Raw genomic sequence first — 15,100 nt, 5'->3', positions numbered from 1 at the left:
GGGTGTCATCACCCAGGTCGAAGGCCAGCGTGCCGCTGTCTGTGCCCAGGGTGGCGTCCGCCGTCGTCGCCGCGCCATCGCTGGCGGTGGGCGCAGTGTCCACTGGCGGTGGCGGTGGCGGTGGCGGTGGCGGTGGTGAGATCTCCGTGCCGTCGACAATCGTCACCACGCCCTGCGGATCGCCAATGGTCGCGCCTGAAGCGTTGCTCAGGTTCACCAGCAAGCGCTCGGTCGGCTCTTCAACAGCATCTTCGTTGGTCTGAACAAGCACTGTCGCAGTGGTCGTGCCAGGCGCAAAGGTCACCGTGCCCGACGCCGGGTCGTAATCACCACCGATTACCGTGGCACTGTCATCCGCGGTGGCAAACTGCACGCTGACAGGCTGATCACTCGGCCCGGATAGACTCAGCGTCACCTCTGCCGTCTGGCCCTCCGTCACGGTGACATCGTTTATGCTGATCACCGGCGTAAACCCGTCGAGAATCGTGACAATGCCCTCGCCATCACCAATGACGGCGCCCGCCGCGTCGCTCAGGTTGACCGTGAACTGCTCGGTCCCTTCCTGCAACTCATCCGCGTTAGTCTGGAACTGAATCGTGACGCTGGTCGTACCCGGTGCAAACGTGATGGTGCCCGAGGCCGGGTCGTAATCTCCCCCCACCACGGTCGCCGTGCCATCCTCACTCTGAAAGCGCACCGAAACAGGGTTGTCGCTAGCTTTAGACAGGCTCACCACCACTTCCGCAACATCGCCTTCGGCCACGGTGACATCACCAATGCTCACCACCGGCGGCGCAGGGGGTGTAATGGGATCCCCGCCCGTCACCACTACGGTAACCGTTGCCGTATCTGCATTGTTGCCATCCGGGGTGGTTGCGGTATAGGTGAAAGTGTCTGTTCCCGTGAAGCCGTCGTTGGGAGAATAGGTCACGGTGCCATCATCATTGATGACGACGCTGCCGTTGGCAGGCTGACTGGTGCCGGTGATGACCGACCCCTCAACGAAAACATCATTGTCTTTGACCGTTACAACAACCGGGACGCCCTCCTCCGTTGTTTCAGCGTCATCGATAGCATCAACTGTCAGGAGTGCCGATTCTTCTACCCGCAATTCAGTTTCGGTAGGGGTGAAACGGGCGACCGAGTGGAACTCGTCCGTATTCTCCACAATCCGCGCCAGGCGCACAAAGCCGTGCCCTTCGCTGACGCCGCCAGCCTCGGCCCCGGCGGCCGGTGCCTCCAACCCATCGAGAATGTCGCCATCCCCTTCCAAGTTGGCCAACAGGGTTTCAACCGTTTCGTCCTCAAGGGCACTCTCCTGTGCGCTCGCTGCGCGTTCCGCCACGATATCGCGTGTGAGCAACAGCTCGGGCACATCGACTACCGTCAAGGGGCTGCCATCCTCGAGTGCCAACTCGACTGAGCCACCATTAGGCGTCACAACGGTTTCGCCCTCGCGCAATACATCACCCGGCTGAAGTTCACGCAGCTCACCGTTCGGCCCACGGGCGTACGCCGTGCCCGAGACCGAAACTACTGTTGCAATCGCCTGATCTGCCATGTGGTGCTCTCCTGGAAACATGTGCGCGGTTTACGCGCCATTAGCAATAGGGTGATAGTAGAGCGACCGGCGGCGGCTGGCATTGTACGAAAGGACAAGGAGTGCCCTGGAAAAGTGACCTCGTTCACAGATCCGGAAACAAGCAGCGGCTACAACAAGAATCAGAGCGGCGTGGGATGCGCGAGGTGTCGGCCTAGTCGAGCGGGGTGTTGCCCGCTATTGCTAGAGGAAACCCCGGAGCGGGCGGGCGCATGCTCCGGGACAGGACTGGAACCAGCGCGCAACTACCGGACGTCTTCCCGATATTGCTTTTGCGCTGACCGGCTCTTGAATGTCTGGGTCTTCGGATTGATGCACTCGACCAGTTCACGACCCGCCGGCACCGCCCACTTCGATTTGCCCTGGGCGATTTCCTGGACTCTGCTCAGATCAGACGCCTGTATACCGACGAAACGTGTTTCGCCGTCCACATCTTTCACCTGGCAGACAAACTCGCCCTGCGGCATTTTTGCCTGCGCAAATACAACACCGGTAGAAACAGACAAGGCGCAGAAAACTGCCAGCGCGCTCAAACGACCTGCTACTTTCATGATTTCTCTCCTACGCGTTTCCGCATTACCAGCACTCGGTGGCTGTTGTACCAGTCGCAGAGCGGGTGCCAAATGAATCCAGTACAAAGGTGGTGCAGCGCGTATCACTGCTCTGCGGCGAACCGCTGACCGGGGTGGCAGTGAGTTCGAAGCAGTTTGCTATCACGCCTCCACTGCAGGCTGCCGCGCTGATGCTGTAGTGGCCCTCCTCGGAAATCCGCGGGCTGGCGGCATAGCCCAGCTCCTGCATATCCGTGGTATAGCGACCCTGGTCCAGCATGAATTGCTGCTGCCGGTTGGACGCGTCAAGCAGCGCCGACATCGCATCGCTGCGGCGACCTTTCTGCAAGCTGCCTTGATAGGCCGGCAAGGCGATCGCCATCAGGATGCCGACAATGACCACAACAATCATGACCTCCATCAAGGTAAAGCCAGCTGTCGCACTGCGCCCCGCCATTCCCCGGCGTTGCGCGATGCTCACCGCGGTACCCGGCATCAGTAGCCCTCCTCGAACCAGTGATCACCGTAGGGCGCCCGCAGGGGCGTACCAATGTCACACACACCCGCTTCGCAATTCTCCTCGCCGTCGCCATCGGTATCGCCCTGTGGCGTACCCGGGGGCAACAGGAGGCGTATCTGGCCGTCTTCACCGAAGTGCACCGAAGGCGTATCCGGGATGATGGCGCCCAGCGCAACCACGTTGCGGTCACCGCTATAGAGATCCACGACATAGAGACGACCGATCCCCGATACCGGTTCGCACACATTGATGTTGTCCAGCACACTGCTTGGTGTGAAGGTGGTGAAAAACACCTTGCCACTCAGCGTAATGGACTTGGACAACGACTTCTCGCCGTCGCCTGTCAGGTCCAGACGCCAGCCGAGCGCCGCCTTCAATGCCGCCAGTGCGGTGGCCCGCTGTTCATCTGTGCCCGTTACCAGACGGTTGTTGGTAATGTTGTATAGACTGCTGTTATTGATGGGCAGGAAACAGCGGAAATCGACAATATCCTCATCGGCGCAATCTGCCGTGCTGGGCCGAGCCGTGGTGTAGGCACCAATCGCCAGATCACGGATCATGTAGAAGCGGTTGTTCACATCCGTGGCATTCGGGTTGGTGCGGTCGCCCGAACCGATCAGGATGGCATCGATGGGGTTGCCGTCGAAGCGGATCCGCACCACATCGGGCGCACTGAAGAAGCGCCGGTCATTGGCCGCGTTACCACCGCCCAGGCTGGCCAGTTGGTTGATTTGCCAGGTATCCTGAGTCGCGGTAGGCAGCGCGTTGCCGGGCAGGTCTACGCGCCAGATATTACCGCCGGTATCAGCGAAGTAGATGCGATCCGTGAGTTTGTCGCCGTTGCCGTCAAGCACGGTAACCGGTGCCGCCACCGAGTGCTGCAGCCCCGACTCCCGCAGATTCTTCACGCTGTTGGCAGCGGGTGTTACGCTCCACACCAACGCGCCCGTTTCGGCATCGACAATGAAAATACCGCGCCCACGGGCATCCGGCGTCGCCAACCCGGTACCATCCTTGTTCGTGTCGTAGCCCGCGCCAAATATCAGTACAGGTTTCGCCACGCCACTACCGTCTGTGTAGCCCGGTATACGTGTCACCACGGGTTCGGACCAGGTCTGGCCCAGCTCGGAGAATCCGGTACTGGACGCGTTGATATGCCACAGGAACGTGGGATTTTCCGGATCGGAAATGTCCAGGGCGTAATAGCCATTGCCGCCGCGACGCATGCCGAAATAGGCCCACACCTTGTCGCCGGCACCGGAATTCAGCGTACCGTCACCGTTGACGTCCAGCGTGTAGGCGACCGGCGTGAGGTCCATACCGTAGATGTTCTGCGACGAACGCGCATTCTGGCTGCGGGCACGCAGGATTGATGCAAGCTCCTTGGGGAAAAATGCCCAGTCTTCCTGTCCGTTATCGTTACCGAACATGTGCACAAAGCCGGCGTTGGTCCCGACCAACAGCCGAATGTCCGGAGACGCCTGGCTATAACCACTGCGCGCCCCGTAATTCAGTACCAGCGGCTGGCTGTGGAGGATATCGCCCATGACCCAGCTGCGCGTATCGGTGCTGTCGCCATCACCGTCCCTGTCGTAGGCATCGAAGCCACGCGCCCAGTTGATGAGGCGCGTCAGGGCCACACCCGAGGTCACACCGAACAGGCTGTACAACTCGGCATCATCCGCAACACCCATCGCGCTCGGCGTGATGTTATCGGATTGCAGCGTTTCTAACGCACCGCCTGAGCCGGTATTGGTGTAGATTGAGCGTGAGCCCGCACTGCGGGCAACAAGCAGCGCGCCCACACCCCCTTTCTCCACGCCACCGCCATCTGCCGTAGCGCCCCAGAAGGTCACCGCGCTGTCCTTTATGAAGCCGGTCGCGGCATCAATAGCCGGGGTGCCATTAGCATCCACCAGTACGGCATCGCCATCGTCGATACGCAATTTCAGCTTCTTGATATTGCCCTGCCAGTCGACCGTTTCACCCGGCTTGAACATGGCATAGAAGATTTCGTCACGGCTCTGCGTACGGGTGAAGGTGTCCACAGCCACCGCGGGTGATGTGAACGTGGTATCCGTGGCCAGAATACTGACAATGGCGCCCTGGAAAGCCGCCGCCAGCTCCTGTGCGTTATTGGCCGTGTAGTACTCACCCTTGCCTTTCTCTGCCGTGTCGGCCAACAGGTCCTGGTCGGTAGTAAAACCAATGGTATAGGTGATACCGAACTGGTTGCCGTTGGTTGTATCACCGTCCATATCGGTATTGGCCATATACTCAGCGAGTTCAGGCATACAGTTCTTGCGCATACCCTGCCCACTGTCATGCTGGTAATTGCTGCAGGTTTTATCGGTTAAATCTTCAATATACGTATTGGCACGATCATCGTTGGTCGGCTGACCGTCTGTCATCAGAATGACATAGGTGTACGCGCAGTCGGTACTCGGCGAGTTATACGTACCGCCGCTGGCAACCAGGGGATCCTGCGGCAAAGCATCGTCCGGCGGCCAGCTGTCACCCGTGCGACGATCGTCGCCCCAGAGTACCTCCCCACCGGACAGGTAGCGGTAGGCCTCATACATGGATTCGCAAAGGGGTGTAGCCCCATCTGCCGTCATGGAGTTCACCATATCGACGACGTTGGTACGCTGCGCGTCCGTCATGTCCTCTATGATGCGGCTGACCACACGTCCACCGTGATTGCTGCTGCCCTGGTTACTGTTGAACTCCATCAAGCCGAAATCCACACCGGGATTGCTGCGCATGATGGTGGACACCACATCCTGCGCGATATCGATGCGGCTACGCGGCTCTTCCAGATCGTCATCGTAATACCAGTCCAGATAATGCCCGGTATAGAACCTGTAGGCGCCGGTACCCCAGTTCATGGCAGGGTCAGGGTTGGGGCCGTACTCATTGCCGGTCTGCACATCATCCTGCGGATAACCCGGACCGGTACCGGAACCATTGTTGGCAATCCCTGAAGCCACGTCGTTCAGGCACTCTACATGTGGTGGCTCGGTCACGCCGCCGGTGAGCGGCTGCCAGCTTTCGATGCTGAGCCCAGTAGACGGCGGCACCCACACGGCGTCGCGCACGCGCGTCCATGTGGATTCCGTGACTGTCTCAGTGGTGCAGGGATCCTGCCTGGTGATGAAGTAGTCCCAGGCAACGTTGCCGCTTTCACATCTACTTTCACGCTTGTCGGGACAATCCCGGGACTTCTCTCCCGGCCAGGCCTCCCACTCCGCGCGCGTGACCTCGACAACCACGGGGTCAGGGCAGATCTCGGTGGTTACCTCTACATCAACAAACTTGAAGCAGCCATTGCCCTGCGCGGTCTCATCGTCGTTTTCACAACGGTAGTAGCCCGCCGTATCCACCAGGCGCGAATCCACCCAGCGCCGGGCACGGTCCGCCGTGAAACGACCATCAAGGGCGAGACTATCGTAAGAAGAAGCACAACGATTCTTGCTTTTCAGGAACCAGTTCGGATTGGCTTGCCCGCCGATTCTCTTGGGCGGCACGTTGCCATCGGTCGACCAGTAAATGCGCTCCGACCAGTTGCCGGGCCGACCACCGGAGATGAAGGTGTGTTGGTAGGTCGCGTCCTCAGGGTCGTAAGGCGGTCGTTGCTGGTCCACCATGGTCGCCATACTGCCGGAGTCATCAAATACCACCAGCACCTTGGGTCTGGAACCGGTACTGGCACTGAACTCCGCCTTGTAGATTTCCGTGTCATCAGCGCCTGCGGGAAACGTTCCCGCCACCAGCAGCAGCGAAGCCACTGCCGTTGCCCGAAATGTGTTCCATGTGTTCATTGCCATTTTCATTTTTCCGCCCCCTGTTCACACAGGCTCAATCGATGCCTAACCGGCTTCACCTACCACCGTCTTGACCACACCCAGTTCCACGCGTGAGCGCGCCTTGCCAGCCACATCGTGCTCCGAGGTGACCCGGTAAAAATCACAGTCGAAGACGCCAATACTGCTGCCGCCCGTTTCGCCCGGCGGGCGCGGGCACTCCCGCGCCACCCCCACGACCGCGACGCGCACGTCCACGGCGCCCACACCGTCGCGCAACCGCCGCAGAGGATGCTCAGTGGACGCGTCGAGGCCGGCGAAGGGCGTATCGTCATCAACGCGCAGGAAAGGGTCTTCCGCCGTACCGGCCAAGGCCAGTGCGCCGTAGATTCCCGCTTCGGCCGCCTGGAAGGATTCGTAATTGTCCTGCAGGTTACCCGCCATGCGCAGCCCGACCGAGCTGTTGGTCGCCGCCGTAATACTGACGATGGTCACCACCAGCAGGAACAGAAGCGACACCGCAAGAGCCACACCGCGCTCGGAATGCTGCCGAGTCATCACAAACCTCCCCGAATCATCAATTTGGGGTTACGCAGGGAGACATTTCCCTGCACCAACTGACGGCGCCAGTTGTCGCCGGCTGCCGGCTGCCACACAAACCCGCCGATATTGTAGCTGCGGCCATCCACGTAGGCGCCATCCTCTGCCGGTGCGCGCAACAACAAGGACAACTCCAGTGCCTCAACTGCTTCCCAAGCGGGGTTTAGCGTCATTTCCGCTACCGTCATGAAACGGTCAACCTCGCCGTTACCCGTGGTATCGACAGCAAAACGAAACCGGAGTGACTCCACACCCGGCACCAGGTCTTCCGTCGTCATCGCCATGGCACCGGTACCCGCGTCCCACGACAGTACACGACGACTCAGCGTCGGGGTTGGCAAGTTTCGAATGTAATAGAGCTGCAGGCGATACGGCCAGGCTGCTGCCAGGGCAAACGGATTCCCCGCGCGTACATCCGGCGCAGTGTCCGCGCCATCCAGCAAGATGCCACGCTCGCTGTTGGCAATGACGTAGACCTCCTGGGCATTCAACGCCGAGGGAAAACTGATCACGCCATCCACAGCTGCCGCTGCATCGTCTGGGTCGCGATCGTACAGGGGACGCGGTAAAACCCGCTTGACCACCAGCACTTCGCGCGGTGGCCCACCCACTGCCGGCGGCAAGGCATCGGTAATGCAACCAAAGGCCGTCCCGGCTGCCGAGGGCACACCCGCGAGTAAATAATTACCCACGTTGAAGGCCGAAGCATCACCCGTGCAATCTCCCGCCACCGCACCCAGAGAGGTATCTTCTACAATATCGCGCGGATGCGCGCCGCCGAAGAAACCAACATGGCGCAGAGATTCATTCAGCACCTGCAGGGCGAAGCGGCTGTTTTCAGCCATATTCGCCACTTGCTCGACCTCAGTATAGGAACGCTTGGTCGCCAGATAGACCGATACAGCACCGGCTATCAATATCAAGCCCAGCGTCATGGCAACCATGAACTCCACCAGGGAAAAACCGCCCTGGCTCGCCTTCCGTTTCGCGCCCATCGTCATAGCTCGGCCTCGTCAATGACAAATGTGCTCACCACCAACTGCCGGCGAAAATCGTCTGCACCCGCGGCGGCACCACCACAGGCCTCACCGCCCACGGCCGCCACCGCATCCTGTGTTTCGCCGAGGCCACGCCACTGCATAATGACCTCCACCAATCCAGTGCGGGTCATGCCGGCGTCTGCGGTGAACCGCACGCAGGCCTGCGGTGCAATCAGGCCCCCGGCATTCCTGACCACCGCGTCAGAACCCGTGGCGGTAATCGTCGCGCCGTCAATCCCTCGCTCCCAGAGCCAAAGATCGTAAGCCGCAAGCTGCGCGGGGGTGCAGCTCACTGCGGCACAATCGGTCGCGGGAGCGCTCAACGTGCCGCCACCAAACGGCGTTGTCAGCCCACCGGCGGTATACGTCGCCAGACCCGCTGGATTGATGCGAATACGTTCGACCAGATCGTTGGCCAGCATCACCGCTTTGCTGCGCTGAATGCCCTGGTGCTGGGCACTCTTGGAGACGGCCTGCAGGCTGACAATACCCAGCAGCCCCACCGAGAGAATGACAAAGGTGACCAGCGCCTCGATCAGCGTGACGCCGGCCTGCCGCCGGGTTCTGCTAACCGAATGCTGTTTTCTAGCAAGAAACATCATTGCCTGCTCCGTCTTCAACCACACCGTTGGCATCACTGTCGACACTGGCCGCCACGGTGCCGGCGTTGGTCAGAATCAGTCCGCGCGCCTTGCTCGCGCCGCGCTCGTCGCAAAATACAAAGGTTCCCGCACTCCCAAGCGCGGAACCGATCGTGTCGAAAACCACGAGTTTCGGGGTAAAACTGACGGTAACCGCCGGGTTGGTTTCGCTTTCCCAGTGAATGCGGCTGCGTCCGGGGTTCGCCGCGTCCACGGTAGCGCTGACATCAACCCCCATCAGGGCGAGGTAACCACCACTCCAGTTGCTGCTGTCGAGGCAACCGGAACCCGCAGCGTTGCTTGGGCACACAACCACCCGGTCGCGGCGCGCCAGCGCCTCGGAGCGTGCCAGGTTCAGGGTGGCACGCACCCCATAGACGCTGGAGACCAGCCGGTTGTCGCGAATGAGGTCGGTAAATGCGGGGCCACCCAGCAGCAGGGCAATCGCCAGGATGACCAGCACCACCATCATCTCGATGAGGCTGAACCCGCCTGCACCGCGCCGACAAACTGTGGTAACTCCGCTCACGCTCTACCTGCTCCAACTGCTTGCAATACCTTCAGCTTCCAGTATCGCCAGTGGCCTGGGCAATACCAGCGGGCGCTGACCAGCGGCAAGAAACCGTGACGGATGGCGCGCCAGCGGCGCCTCAGCCCGCAATCTGGCGCATGACCAGGGCCAGCTGCACCCGATCACGCACGGCGAGTTTCTCGAACACGGCCGACAAATGCGCCTTTACCGTGCGCTCGGTGATGTCCAGCGCAGCGGCGACCTCACGGTTGCTTGCCCCCTGCGCCACGTGGCGCGCCACATCGCGTTCGCGCGGGGTGAGCACTTCAAGGTTGACCCCGGCAACATCGCTTGCAGGTTGCGTACGCACTGACAGCGCCACCAGCCGCTGCACAAGCTCCGCCGGCATCCACAAACCACCATGGGCGACGACCAGGCCGATTTCGCGCAGCTGCTCCGGTGCCGATTCCAGGTGACAGTAGCCGACAGCACCGGCATTGAGCGCCTGAAATGCATCCGCTTCCCCGGGCGCTGCACTCATTACCACAACGCGGTAGCCGGCCGCAGTGGCAACGGCAAGGCGCTCCCGGCGTGCCGTGTCGTGCATCTGGCTGGCATCCAGCCACGCCACTTCCGCTGCGGGTGCCTCCAGCGCAAGCGCCTCCACCGAGGTAACCACCAGCGCCCCGGGGAATGCTTCCCGCCAGCGGTTGCGCAGGGCGCCACCCGGTGTGACAAAAACATGTTCCATTAACGCTCCGTCAGCGCGTACTGTTTCGCGCGCAGCACCGGTTTCATCAAGTAGGCCAGGATGGTTTTCTTGCCGGTGAGCACATCCACCTGCACCGTCATGCCCGGCATGATGGGCATGTCCTCGCCAAAACCCGACTCTCGAGTGCGCACGTGGACTTCATAGAACGGGTTCCCGTCCTCATCCATAATGGTGTCGGCACCAATGTGTTCAACCACGCCTTCAAGCCCGCCGTACACCACGAAATCGTAGGCCGTCAGTTTCACCAGCGCTTCCTGTCCGGGCACCAGGAATGCGATATCCTTGGGCCGGATGCGCACTTCCACCAGCAGGCTGTCGTCCAGCGGCACTATTTCAATCACTTCTTTGCCGGGCAGCACCACACCACCGATCGTGTTGAAGTAAAGACGGTTGACGGTGCCCTTCACAGGGGAGCGCACCTCAGTTTGCCGCACACGGTCACTGAGCCCCTCGCCCGCCTCGCGCAGACCGTTGATACGCGCGATGGTGTCGGTCAACTCCTCACGCACCGTATTCTCGAACTCCACTTCCACTTCCGACAGCCGCCGCTGGGCCTCGGCGATGGCGGAGTCGAGACGTTTGAGCTGGGCTCGCGATTGATCGTACTCGCCGCTGAGCTGGTTCACCTCGCGCTCCAGCCGCAAAATCTCCACCTGGGAAACCGCACCCGAGTTGACCATCGGCCGTGTCACACTCAGCTCCTGCCGGCTCAACTCCAGCGAGCGCGCCAGTTGCCGCGAGCGCGCAGTGACCTCCGCCAGCTCCTGTTGCCGCTGCTCCAGTTGCTCTTCGGCGATCTGGCGCTGCAGGGTCCGCTGTGCCCGCAGTGATTCGTACAGCGCCTGCTCCTGCTCGACAATGCCCGGTGCCTGCAGGGACCACTCCGGCTGCGGCGTGAATGCCGTGCCTGCCAGGTTCGCCGTGAGCCGCGCCGCGCGCACCGACAACGCACGGAACTCTGCCTGGTTCTCCCGCAAGTTGGAGGCGGAGCGGGTTTGATCCAGCCGCACCAACAGCTGGCCGGACTCAACGACGTCACCCGCACGCGCGTGAATTTCGGTAACTACCCCGCCGTCCTGCGACTGCATGACCTGAATCTGCTGCGAGGGAATCACCTTGCCCTCACCACGGGTGACCTCGTCTACCTCGGCAAATGCCGCCCACACCACCAGGGCGAGCACAATGAATGCCACTACGTAGAGCAGGCCCCGTGCACGCAGCGGCTGCTGCTGCAGGTAGGCACGATGGGCATCCTGCTCCCAACTGGCGCGGGCATCATCGCTTGCGCGCATCCAGGGCGCAAAAATGAAGTCTGCCAGAAAGCGCCGCGGCCGCTCGGGCGCGGGTGCCACTGGCGTTGCCTCCTTTTCCTCGTTCATCGCGCCGCCCCTATCTTGCCCTGCTGCAGCGCCTGAATCACGCTGTCGCGCGGCCCGTCCGCCACCAGCTTGCCGTTGTCGATAACCAGAATACGGTCGACCATCTCCAACAATGAGTTGCGGTGGGTGACAACCAGCCATGTACGCCCCTTGAGGCAGCCCGTCAGTTGCTGCTTCACCGCCACCTCCGTGGAGTGATCCATGGACCCGGTGGGTTCATCCATCAACAGAATGGGCGGCTCGTGCACCATGGCACGCGCCAACGCCACGCACTTGCGCTGACCACCTGACAGGGAGTCACCACGCTCGCTGACCTGCATGTCGAAGCCCTTGGGGTGGCGGTTGATATAGTCGGACAAGTTGGCAATTTCCGCGGCACGTACCAGCGCGGCATCGCTTACGTTGGCGTGGGACAGGGCGATATTGTCGCGCAGGCTACCAAAGAACAGCGTGACGTCCTGCGGCACGTAACCGACACGCGAGCGCAGCTCGCTGGGGTCCAGCTGACGCAAGTCGATACCATCGACCATCACCGCGCCTTCCGTCGGCTGATACAGGCCCATGGCAAGTTTCTGCAGCGTGGACTTGCCCGAACCCACGCGCCCGAGAATGGCGACATGCTCTCCGGGCCGGATGCGGAAAGAGACATTGCTGAGCGACTCCATTTCCGCGCCCGGGTAGGCAAAGGACACATTGCGAAACTCGATATCACCCTCGAACATTTCCCGCGACAGGAACTGGGCGCCCTCGGCGCGCTCCATGGGCTTCGCCATGACCTCGTCCAGCGACTTCAGCGAGATCTCGGCGTTGTGCCATGAGGTAACCAGGCCGGCCACCTGGCCAAACGGCGCCATGACCCGTCCGCTCAGCATGCTGCAGGCAATCAGACCACCCATGCTCAACTGCCCCGCGGTGATCAGGTAGACCCCGGTGATAATCACGAACAGCGTGACCATCTGATTGCCCCAGAGCGTCACATTGATGGTGGAATTGGACACCAGCCGCAACTGCAAGCCCACGTGTGCCAGGAAGGCGGTGCTTTCCTCCCACTTGCGCTGCATGCGCGACTCGGCGCCCATCGCCTTGATGGTATCCAGTCCCACCAGACTTTCGATCAACGTGGCATTGCGCTGCGCGCCCGCGCGATAGGTGGTTTCCGAGAGCGCCCGCAGTTTGCCCTGGGTAGCCAGCGCATAGCCCAGCACCACCAGCAAACCCAGCCCCAGCGGAATCAGCACCGGCCAGGCAATCCAGCCGATGACCGCGACAAAAATCAACGCGAACGGCACATCAATCAGCGTCGTTACCGAAGCGGAGGTAATGAAATCGCGCACGGTTTCGAAGGAGCGCAGGTTCACGGCATAGGAACCCACCGACAGTGCACGGTTCTCCAGCCGCGAGCCCAGCACCCGTTCCATGATCTTGCCGGACAGTTCCACATCCACTCGGCGACTCGCAAGGTCGAGAAAATAGCCGCGCATCGTGCGCAGCACAATATCCGCGAGCATGATGACCACCACGCCGATCGCCAGCATCCAGAGGGTCTCCACCGCGTGGTTGGGAACCACGCGGTCGTAGACATTCATGGTGAAAATAGGCAGCGCCAGAGCGAACACATTGATAAAGAAGGCCGCAAGCAACACATCGCGGTAGACGGGCATGTTGGCGCGAATGGCATCCCAGAACCAGTGACCGCGCCCGGAGGTGCCGGTGCGCGGCGCGCGCTGGTCAAAGCGAAACCGCGGCCGGCACACAATGACGCTGCCGATCTCATCTGCCAGGAGTTCTGCCGCCGGCACGGCAACCGCCGCCTCGTTCAGCTCCGGGTAGATCACGGTGGCTTCACTGCCATCGGCACTCCAGCCCACCAGCACGCAGGCACGTTGATCTCGCAGCAGTACAATCGCCGGCAGCAACGCGGGCTCCACGGCACGGGCACTGCGCTCGACAATGCGACTGGCGAGCCCGGCCCGGCTCGCCGCACGCAGCACCAGTGAGGGCGTCAAGCGGCCTTCTTCCAGCGGCAAGCCACCCACCAGCGCCTCGGCGGTGGACGCACTGCCGTGATAGCGACACAGCGCCAGCAGGCTCTGCAGCAGGGGATCGTCAGTGCTCGCGGTCATCGGTACGGGGTGCCCTTTTCTGCGCAGTCTTCAGAGCATTTTCATCAATACTCTCTAAGCCACTGAATATTTTAGTAATTAACCAGCAAGAAGAATAAGCCAGTTACCACCGAATTACTATGTGACGCAGGTCACAAGACGACAGAAAAACCCGTCCGGAAACGTGCAGGTTATACTGCATGGGTGCACACTAAAGATTGACGTGACGTGCAACACGGCGTCCGCCTGACACCGAGGAGGCTTTTACATGTCCGACAAACCCCCATTGTTCGAGGCGCGCGATCTGTCACCCGCTTTTTGTGCCGACCGCCAAGGCAAGCTGAAGTACGCCGGGCCCGACCGACGCCGGCTGGACCGCCGCAATCATGCCGACCGCCGCACGACAGTGCGCTTTGATCCGCAAAGCGAAGACCGGAGGCTACTTCCCGGACGCCGAGCCGACGACGCCGCCCTGCGCTTCTGGTAACCTGCAGCGTCCGGGCTAGCTCAGGCCGCCCCGACGCAATAGATGGGCGGCATAGATGGTTGCCGAGAGCAGCACCACGGCACCGCCCTGATGCGCTGCCGCCAGGCTGATCGGCACGTGCAACAGCAACGTGCTGATGCCCAGGATCACCTGCAGCCACAAGGCGGCAAGCAAGAACACGGCGGCCAGCCGCTCGCGCCCCCCAAGGCCTGTGCGCCACAGGCGCCACGCAAACAGATGAATCAGCACAAACAGCAGATAGGCAAACACGCGGTGGTTGAACTGGATTGTGGTGATATCCTCGAACGCGTCCAGCCAGGCCGGATCACCCGCGTACAGACCCGGCGGCATAAAAGATGTGCCCATCAGCGGCCACGTACTGTAGGCGAACCCCGCTTTGGTGCCGGCCACCAGCCCGCCTGACAGAATCATCAGAAAAACCAGCCCCACCAGGCCTACACCCCAGGGGGCGAGTGCGTGCGGTTGTCGGCTGCCGGGCCTGCGGCCCGCAAGCACATCGAGAATCACCCACAGCATCGCCGCGTAGATGACAAACGCCAGCCCCAGGTGCGCGGTGAGCCGGTACTGGCTGACATGGGGATTGTCGACCAGCCCGCTTTTCACCATGTACCAGCCGAGCAGCCCCTGGCAGCCGCCGAGCACGAACAGCAACCACAGCCGCGGCATCAAGCCGGCCCGCACGCGGCCGGTGAACGCAAAGAACAGCATGGGGAAGAAAAACAGCACACCAATCAAACGCCCCAGTACCCGGTGCAGGTACTCGAACATGAAGATGGTCTTGAAGGCATCCAGCGACATCCCGCGGTTGATCTTCAGGTACTCGGGCGATTGCCGGTACTTGTCGAACACCTCCTGCCAGGCCACATCCGTGAGGGGCGGGACTATACCCATGATCGGGCGCCACTCGACCATGGAGAGGCCGGAGTTGGTCAGGCGTGTAACGCCACCCAGCAAAATCATGCCAAAAATCACCGCGGCACAAAGAATGAGCCAAGCGGCTATCTGCCGGTCGTAATGTGTCTGTCGGGAAAGTACCATCGCGCTGCCTCGGCCTGCCTGCCTGAATCAGGGGG

13 protein-coding genes are annotated in these 15,100 nt (G+C 61.4%); 1 reads left to right on the top strand and 12 read right to left on the bottom strand.

Features of this window, described 5'->3' with window-relative positions:
- From G533_RS24880 to G533_RS0119800, 11 genes are all read right to left on the bottom strand, one after another.
- Positions 1-1,561, bottom strand: a 1,561-nt coding sequence (locus G533_RS24880; protein WP_035529426.1) for a retention module-containing protein, incomplete at its 3' end; no start/stop codon positions are given.
- Between the two features lie 284 nt (positions 1,562-1,845).
- The gene (locus tag G533_RS0119845; protein ID WP_027951385.1) at positions 1,846-2,151 is read right to left on the bottom strand and encodes a hypothetical protein; all 306 of its coding nucleotides are present in this window, start codon (positions 2,149-2,151) and stop codon (positions 1,846-1,848) included.
- A gap of 25 nt (positions 2,152-2,176) precedes the next feature.
- Entirely contained in the window at positions 2,177-2,647 is a 471-nt protein-coding gene (locus G533_RS25255) for a type IV pilin protein (RefSeq protein ID WP_051230751.1), read from the bottom strand.
- The gene (locus tag G533_RS23195; RefSeq protein ID WP_027951383.1) at positions 2,647-6,498 is read right to left on the bottom strand and encodes a pilus assembly protein; all 3,852 of its coding nucleotides are present in this window, start codon (positions 6,496-6,498) and stop codon (positions 2,647-2,649) included. Before G533_RS23195 ends, G533_RS25255 begins: the two co-directional genes overlap by 1 nt.
- A 42-nt stretch (positions 6,499-6,540) precedes the next feature.
- Positions 6,541-7,032 carry a pilus assembly PilX family protein gene (locus tag G533_RS23755; protein WP_027951382.1) on the bottom strand — a complete coding sequence of 164 codons (492 nt, stop codon included), beginning with the start codon at positions 7,030-7,032 and terminating at the stop codon, positions 6,541-6,543.
- Positions 7,032-8,075: a PilW family protein gene (locus G533_RS0119825; RefSeq protein ID WP_027951381.1), complete on the bottom strand. Its 1,044-nt coding sequence runs from the start codon at positions 8,073-8,075 to the stop codon at positions 7,032-7,034. The genes G533_RS23755 and G533_RS0119825 overlap by 1 nt, the downstream gene beginning before the upstream one ends.
- Positions 8,072-8,716: a type IV pilus modification protein PilV gene (gene pilV / locus G533_RS23185; protein WP_051230749.1), complete on the bottom strand. Its 645-nt coding sequence runs from the start codon at positions 8,714-8,716 to the stop codon at positions 8,072-8,074. The genes G533_RS0119825 and pilV overlap by 4 nt, the downstream gene beginning before the upstream one ends.
- Positions 8,700-9,284, bottom strand: a complete 585-nt coding sequence (locus G533_RS23750) for a GspH/FimT family pseudopilin (RefSeq protein ID WP_144079981.1) — start codon at positions 9,282-9,284, stop codon at positions 8,700-8,702. The genes pilV and G533_RS23750 overlap by 17 nt, the downstream gene beginning before the upstream one ends.
- Positions 9,285-9,405: 121 nt before the next feature.
- Positions 9,406-10,017 (bottom strand): LuxR C-terminal-related transcriptional regulator, encoded by a 612-nt coding sequence (locus tag G533_RS0119810; RefSeq protein WP_027951380.1) that lies wholly within the window; start codon positions 10,015-10,017, stop codon positions 9,406-9,408.
- A complete protein-coding gene (locus G533_RS0119805) occupies positions 10,017-11,417 on the bottom strand; it encodes an HlyD family type I secretion periplasmic adaptor subunit (RefSeq protein ID WP_027951379.1) in 1,401 nt (466 codons plus the stop codon). Before G533_RS0119805 ends, G533_RS0119810 begins: the two co-directional genes overlap by 1 nt.
- Positions 11,414-13,540, bottom strand: coding sequence for a type I secretion system permease/ATPase (locus tag G533_RS0119800; RefSeq protein WP_027951378.1), 2,127 nt, complete (start codon positions 13,538-13,540; stop codon positions 11,414-11,416). Before G533_RS0119800 ends, G533_RS0119805 begins: the two co-directional genes overlap by 4 nt.
- Positions 13,541-13,787: 247 nt before the next feature.
- Here G533_RS0119800 and G533_RS0119795 point away from each other — a divergent pair, with 247 nt between their 5' ends.
- Positions 13,788-14,006, top strand: a complete 219-nt coding sequence (locus G533_RS0119795; protein WP_027951377.1) for a hypothetical protein — start codon at positions 13,788-13,790, stop codon at positions 14,004-14,006.
- A gap of 15 nt (positions 14,007-14,021) precedes the next feature.
- Here G533_RS0119795 and G533_RS0119790 read toward each other — a convergent pair whose 3' ends face one another.
- A complete protein-coding gene (locus G533_RS0119790; RefSeq protein WP_027951376.1) occupies positions 14,022-15,065 on the bottom strand; it encodes a COX15/CtaA family protein in 1,044 nt (347 codons plus the stop codon).
- Positions 15,066-15,100: the final 35 nt, after the last annotated feature.

It is taken from the genome of Haliea salexigens DSM 19537, from assembly GCF_000423125.1.
GTDB lineage: Bacteria > Pseudomonadota > Gammaproteobacteria > Pseudomonadales > Halieaceae > Haliea > Haliea salexigens.
Note: the sequence above shows the minus strand (reverse complement) of the source record. Positions and strands in the feature narration are given on the sequence as shown.

Excerpts from the sequence above, each read along its gene's own strand:
- G533_RS0119810 (WP_027951380.1), bottom strand. The coding sequence starts at position 10,017 with ATGGAACATGTTTTTGTCACACCGGGTGGCGCCCTGCGCAACCGCTGG.
- G533_RS0119845 (WP_027951385.1), bottom strand. The coding sequence starts at position 2,151 with ATGAAAGTAGCAGGTCGTTTGAGCGCGCTGGCAGTTTTCTGCGCCTTG.
- G533_RS23755 (WP_027951382.1), bottom strand. The coding sequence starts at position 7,032 with ATGACTCGGCAGCATTCCGAGCGCGGTGTGGCTCTTGCGGTGTCGCTT.
- G533_RS0119825 (WP_027951381.1), bottom strand. The coding sequence starts at position 8,075 with ATGACGATGGGCGCGAAACGGAAGGCGAGCCAGGGCGGTTTTTCCCTG.
- G533_RS23195 (WP_027951383.1), bottom strand. The coding sequence starts at position 6,498 with ATGGCAATGAACACATGGAACACATTTCGGGCAACGGCAGTGGCTTCG.
- G533_RS25255 (WP_051230751.1), bottom strand. The coding sequence starts at position 2,647 with ATGCCGGGTACCGCGGTGAGCATCGCGCAACGCCGGGGAATGGCGGGG.
- G533_RS0119790 (WP_027951376.1), bottom strand. The coding sequence starts at position 15,065 with ATGGTACTTTCCCGACAGACACATTACGACCGGCAGATAGCCGCTTGG.
- G533_RS0119795 (WP_027951377.1), top strand. The coding sequence starts at position 13,788 with ATGTCCGACAAACCCCCATTGTTCGAGGCGCGCGATCTGTCACCCGCT.
- G533_RS0119800 (WP_027951378.1), bottom strand. The coding sequence starts at position 13,540 with ATGACCGCGAGCACTGACGATCCCCTGCTGCAGAGCCTGCTGGCGCTG.
- pilV (WP_051230749.1), bottom strand. The coding sequence starts at position 8,716 with ATGATGTTTCTTGCTAGAAAACAGCATTCGGTTAGCAGAACCCGGCGG.
- G533_RS0119805 (WP_027951379.1), bottom strand. The coding sequence starts at position 11,417 with ATGAACGAGGAAAAGGAGGCAACGCCAGTGGCACCCGCGCCCGAGCGG.